4 protein-coding genes are annotated in these 6532 nt (G+C 34.9%); 1 reads left to right on the top strand and 3 read right to left on the bottom strand.

What is annotated here, in order from left to right:
- Both F6K40_RS23625 and F6K40_RS23620 read right to left on the bottom strand, forming a co-directional pair.
- Positions 1-215 (bottom strand): reverse transcriptase N-terminal domain-containing protein (locus tag F6K40_RS23625; protein WP_293139545.1); only part of this gene is annotated, 215 nt, incomplete at its 3' end.
- A gap of 573 nt (positions 216-788) precedes the next feature.
- Entirely contained in the window at positions 789-1085 is a 297-nt protein-coding gene (locus tag F6K40_RS23620; RefSeq protein WP_293139544.1) for a pentapeptide repeat-containing protein, read from the bottom strand.
- Positions 1086-1262: 177 nt separating this feature from the next.
- Here F6K40_RS23620 and F6K40_RS23615 point away from each other — a divergent pair, with 177 nt between their 5' ends.
- Positions 1263-1853 (top strand): phycobiliprotein lyase, encoded by a 591-nt coding sequence (locus F6K40_RS23615; protein ID WP_293139543.1) that lies wholly within the window; start codon positions 1263-1265, stop codon positions 1851-1853.
- Positions 1854-4480: 2627 nt separating this feature from the next.
- Here F6K40_RS23615 and proX read toward each other — a convergent pair.
- A complete protein-coding gene (proX, locus tag F6K40_RS23610) occupies positions 4481-6469 on the bottom strand; it encodes a glycine betaine/L-proline ABC transporter substrate-binding protein ProX (protein ID WP_293139542.1) in 1989 nt (662 codons plus the stop codon).
- Positions 6470-6532 lie beyond the last annotated feature (63 nt).

The following is a 6532-nucleotide window of genomic DNA, read 5'->3' as shown; positions in this document are numbered from 1 at the left end:
TTACGCATCTTGCGGATTTCGCCACGGCTGGATGCTCTGTAAATTAATTTTTGCAACTTAAATACAAATTTTTCTACCTTCTTCCAGTTAATATCTCTCCATTTAAGATTTGGATTGATACATACTGAGTCTGGTATATCGTTTGTATCCCATGCCACGCTTAAAAATGGTTTAGGATTCCCTAAACGTCTTTTTAGTGTTTTAGCTTTATTCATCGCTAATTATTACCTTACATTACGTCTAACAGTGGGTACGTCTGCATATATATGCTTCTTACCCAATCCTACTCTCCCTAAGACCTACATCCGTTGTGTAGATTGACCTTGAATGGCTTCCTAAGTTATCGACCTATATTCTTAGGTGTCTTAAAGAGGTTTCCTCGTTCCCTTATTCCTTTATTACGGCTGATTTAGCGAGGTAGATTCTCCCGGAGGGTTCGATATGGTTGCTGATAATTTCAAAACTAAAAAATTATCCAAAGGCCCCCTGACTTCTGTCCTACATCCCATAGCTACCTTTGGAATGGTTTTTAATAACGAGAGTTTAAACTACTTCCTATTCGTCCACTTGTCAGCCTTTGCTCGCGGTATCGTTCCTTGGTAACTGGTATTTTCCCGCTTTTAGGCCAGCTTCACCGATTGATGTTCAGTCTCTACAGTGTGGCCTATGCTGTCAACCCAACAACGAGGCGGATGGAATTTCACCACCAAGGATATAAGAGTTATTCACAAGTCGAGGTTGTCCTCATGTGGTGACTTGGAACGGCCATTTATACCTAGTTTCCTAGTTTAGTGGCCAACGAGTCGCACAGTATTAGTTAAATCTGCTCCACTCAAGTTTGCACCTTGAAGGTTAACTCCTCGTAAATCAGCACCTTTGAGATTTGCTCCACTTAAGTCAATTTCACTCAAGTTGGCTCCAATCAGAATAGTATTATTTAATTTAGCTTGTTGTAAATTGCTTTGACTCAGGTTAATTTGATATAGTTCAATTTCACTAATATCTATACCTTGTAAATTACTACCAATAAGATTTGTGTTTTGCTGATAAGCTTGAATGATTTCTGTAGCTGATTGAAACTGCATTTTCTTTGAGGATACCTTGCTATTTAAAATGGATTGCATATTATAGATTCGTTAATTATCTATCTAAAAGTCTCCATTTGATTTATCCTATAATTTTATGACTCTCAGTTAGATTTTTGTTGATTTTTCTTAACTAAAAATCTGGTGGATGTTAACAAAACTTTAGAGGTAAAAAAAATGAAATTAAAACCACCAATGACAATGATGGATTTTTTTATCAAAAGTGAGGGAACATGGTTTTCTCAACGTACTGTTCATCATTTTGATTCTGCTGATGATGAGTCAGGGAAATCTAATTTTATTGTCAAAGTTTTAACAAAAGATGACCCTAAAGTTATCGAAGTTTGTGAACAACAAAAAGTCAATCCAGCTTTAGCAACAGGTGGTGCAAGTTTTAATTGGCAAGATAATTTAGATAATGATGAACCTAATCCAAATTATGCTGCTATTTTAGTTGATATTCCTGATTCTGATACAGGTAGAACTGGCAAATTTTTGCGTAATCGTGGTTATGTTGAAGGTATTCCTGTAGTGGGTAGATATCATTTTGCTACTGATGGAGTCTTGACAATTGACACAGAATATGAAAGAAATCAAGGGCAAGAACGTTGTTGGTTTCTGACAGATGATTTTCGAGTCAGAGTTAGTACAGTGCGAATGATGAATGGTGTTAATTTGATGGCTTATTGTTCGGAACGTCGTTGTATTACTCGACAACAATTAGAAGAAATGGTTCAAAAAAATCTTGCTATAGCAGGGAACACTTAACTGGGAAGAGGGAACAGTTGGAAAAACATTTCCTAGTCTGAGATTCATCATTAGTAATTGTCAAAAGCCAATTATTTCTTAGCTATAGAAGTTGAGGAAATAAGGAAGAGTTCAATAATTAATAATTATCTATTCTGAAAAAGAATAGGATTGGTGATCGGGAATTTTTTTCTTTTTTTCTCTCTGAAAGAAGAGGCTTTCAATCTTAATTTTTTGGTAAAAACGAAGCTATAAGTTAGAAGTTTTTTTTGCTGTTTTGTAACGGGAATGCTTCAATAATGGATAATGGATAATTACCTATCCCTTTTAGGGAATAGGATTGACGCGGTAGGGAAAAAATTTATTTCTTTCTTCTTTATTGGGGAGGCTTTAAACCTGAATTATCTAATTATTTAATTGTTTAATTATTAATTATTTCGGTAAGGAAACCTTCAAAAACATTTGACTAATAGAGGCGGGGTTGCACGACCAAATTATTTTGATAAAAGCTCTTTAAATACATAAAATTTCGTAATTTTATTTGCTAACATTGCTTTGGATACTTGCTATTAATCATCTATCTGGTTTGGAGACTAAACTCCTACCAAGTAGATGCTTCCAAATTCAATTCTTTTGTAAATTTTCTGCAAATTTTGAGACTCCTAAATTTTTGCCAAGTGGGGAAAGTCAGACAATTATTTGTTGGAGATAATTTATATTAATCATCTATCTGGTTTGGAGACCAAACCCCTACCTATTAGATGTTCCTAAATGAAATTATTTTGTGAATTTTCTGCAAATTTTGAGACTCCTAAATTTTTACCAAGTTGAGGAAGTCAGACAATTATTTGTTGGAGATAATTTATATCAATCATGTCTCTGTTTTGGAGACTAAACCCCTACCGAGTAGATGCTCCTAAATGAAATTATTTTGTGAATTTTCTGCAAATTTTGAGACTCCTAAATTTTTACCAAGTTGAGGAAGTCAGACAATTATTTGTTGGAGATAATTTATATTAATCATCTATCTGGTTTGGAGACCAAAACCCTACCTAGTAGATTCTCCCAAGTTTAATTCTTTTGTCAATTTGCTTCAAATTTTGAGACTCCTAAATTTTTGCCAAGTTGAGGAAGTCAGACAATTATTTGTTGGAGATAATTTATATTAATCATCTATCTGGTTTGGAGACCAAACCCCTACCTAGTAGATTCTCCCAAGTTTAATTCTTTTGTCAATTTGCTTCAAATTTTGAGACTCCTAAATTTTTGCCAAGTTGAGGAAGTCAGACAATTATTTGTTGGAGATAATTTATATTAATCATCTATCTGGTTTGGAGACCAAACCCCTACCTAGTAGATTCTCCCAAGTTTAATTCTTTTGTCAATTTGCTTCAAATTTTGAGACTCCTAAATTTTTGCCAAGTTGAGGAAGTCAGACAATTATTTGTTGGAGATAATTTATATTAATCATCTATCTGGTTTGGAGACCAAACCCCTACCTAGTAGATTCTCCCAAGTTTAATTCTTTTGTCAATTTGCTTCAAATTTTGAGACTCCTAAATTTTTGCCAAGTTGAGGAAGTCAGACAATTATTTGTTGGAGATAATTTATATTAATCATCTATCTGGTTTGGAGACCAAACCCCTACCTAGTAGATTCTCCCAAGTTTAATTCTTTTGTCAATTTGCTTCAAATTTTGAGACTCCTAAATTTTTGCCAAGTTGAGGAAGTCAGACAATTATTTGTTGGAGATAATTTATATTAATCATATGTCTGGTTTGGAGAGCAAAACCCTACCTAGTAGATTCTCCCAAGTTTAATTCTTTTGTCAATTTGCTTCAAATTTTGAGACTCCTAAATTTTTGCCAAGTTGAGGAAGTCAGACAATTATTTGTTGGAGATAATTTATATTAATCATCTATCTGGTTTGGAGACCAAACCCCTACCTACTATAGCAATCCTCAATTCAATTCTTTTGTCAATTTTCTGCAAATTTTGAGACTCTTAAATTTTTGCCAAGTTGAGAAAGTCAGACAATTATTTGTTGGAGATAATTTATATTAATCATCTATCTGGTTTGGAGACCAAACCCCTACCTACTATAGCAATCCTCAATTCAATTCTTTTGTGAATTTTCTCCAAATTTTGAGACTCCTAAATTTTTGCCAAGTTGGGAAAGTCTGAAAATTATTATTTGATTGTTTGTTGGAGATAATTTATATTAATCATCTGTCTTGGGTTTGGAGACCAAACCCCTACCTACTAGATTCTCCCAAGTTTAATTCTTTTGTCAATTTTCTGCAAATTTTGAGACTCCTAAATTTGTGCCAAGTTGGGAAAGTCTGAAAATTATTATTTGATTGTTTGTTGGAGATAACTCCTCTTAATCATATGTCTGGTTTGGAGAGCAAAACCCTACCTAGTAGATTCTCCCAAGTTTAATTACTTTGTCAATTTGGTTCAAATTTTGAGACTCCTAAATTTTTACCAAGTTGGGGAAAAAAGAAAAAAGTAAAGCAGAAAAATCATTTGGGAATTTCTATAATATTTAAAGAAGCGGTTCGTGGAAATTAACTTAGTAGGAGCGAAAGGCGATTCGCCCCTACTAACTGACAACTGAATGCTCAAAGCTAATAGCTAGTTAAAACCTAACTTTGTGCTACTTCTAACCAATCATCAAATAACCCTTGATGACTGGCAATCCATTCTTCAGCATGACGGCGAATATCTACAGGTTTATTCTCCCCATTTTGAACTTTTTCCTGTTCAATATTCACATCCTCTAGAGGAATTTCAATTTGTTCAAAGAAACGTTGAGCAACTGGGTTATCCTGCACAAACTTCTTATTAGCTAATATCTTGATGTTATCAATTGGAATACCAAAATTTTTGCCATTAAATGAAGTTTCTTTTTCTGTGAAATTTTCCATATTTCCTACTAAGGAAGTGAAAGGAACATTCAACCACTCTACATCTTCTCCTTCTTTTAAAACAGAACCAAACCAATGGGGTTTCCAACCATAAAATAGAATTGGTTTTCCTTGACGATAACGAACTAAAGTATCTGCCAATAAAGCAGAATAATCTCCTTGAATTTGCTCAACAGTATCCTCAAGTCCGTAAGCTTGCAAATGATGATCGATCACTCTTTCACAAATCCAACCAGCAGTACAACCAATTAAATTTGCCTTACCATCACCATCAGAATCAAAAATTTGAGCAATTTTTGGGTCTTGAAGTTGGGATAAATTAGTAATATTGTATTCTTGAGCGGTTTTTTTATCTATTTTATACCCCTGAGTAGAATTAGAAACAAGAGTTCCTAACTTTTCTAGTTTTTCTCCCCCACCATTATTGTCAAAAAATTCTCGCTGGTTAACTTCCCAATGAGCTCCAGTAAAATCTAAATCTCCATTACTAACAGCAATGTGCATTGCAGGAATATTCAGTTGCTTTGGACTTTTGACCTGATAACCTAGTTTTTCTAGTCCAATATTCACAACTTCTGTGATAAATACACTGTAGGTTTCCACATCAGAAGTTGGACGCACTACGATTCCTTTTCCAGGTAATGGATCTTCAGTTGACTTGATATCTGTTTGAGATATTAATTGCCAACCTGTCGCACCAACCAACAAAGCAACTACGATACTTATCCCTAAAGTTGCTTTCTCACGTTTTGACAACCCGCGAGACCGCCACCATCCGATCGGACCCCGTTCTTGCCAAGACTGAATACTACCTTGACTAACACTTTGAGTAATACGGTCTAGCATCACTGCAATTAATACAATACCTAACCCCCCTACTGCTGCTAATCCAACGTTCAAACGACCCAAACCTTGCAATACCATTTGTCCTAATCCCTCTACCCCAATCATTGAGGTAACAACGGACATTGATAAAGCTAATAAAATGGCTTGGTTCGTGCCAGCAAGTATAGTAGGTAAAGCTAAAGGAATTTGCACCTCCAATAAAACTTGTTGGGGAGTTGAACCAAAAGCAAGTGCAGCTTCTACTGCTTCTGGGGATACTTGCCTAATACCCAGGTTAGTCAAACGAATTAGAGGCGGAACTGAAAACACAAAAGTTGCTATTATACCAGAAACTTCTCCAATTCCAAAGAGCATTACTACAGGTACTAAGTAAACGAACGTCGGAAGAGTTTGCATCGCATCTAGGAAAGGTCGCAATAAATTATTGAAGCGATCGCTCACCGCACAAGCAATACCTAAAGGGATACCGACCAGCATACAGAATATTACAGCAGTCAGTATTAAAGATAGGGAAACCATTGATGCTTCCCAAGCGCCACAAAAACCGATAATAATTAAAGCTATAAAACTATAGATAGCTATTTTTCTACCTGCTAATTGCCAGACTAGCAGAGTAATAATTATCAGAAAAATTAAAGGCGGAATTGCTAGAAAAGTAGATTTTACTATTTCTAGAGTTCCGCTAATCGGTAAACTGATCGCTTGAAATATCGGGCGAAAGTTGTCAACCAGAAAATTAACTAAATTATTCACCCATTCGTCTAGAGGTATAGTATAGGATTGGAAGGGATTTAATATATTGTCTAATCCTCCTTGAGTTTCAGCTATGAAGTAGTGAGATAAATAATTCAAAATCAACACAATTAATTAGCTCCTGTAATGATTTGTTTCATCCAAATTTATATTTGGTTACTCCAAACTTAT

This window comes from Okeania sp. SIO3I5 (assembly GCF_010672085.1).
Classification (GTDB): Bacteria; Cyanobacteriota; Cyanobacteriia; order Cyanobacteriales; family Microcoleaceae; genus Trichodesmium.
This window is presented reverse-complemented; position numbering and strand designations above follow the sequence as displayed.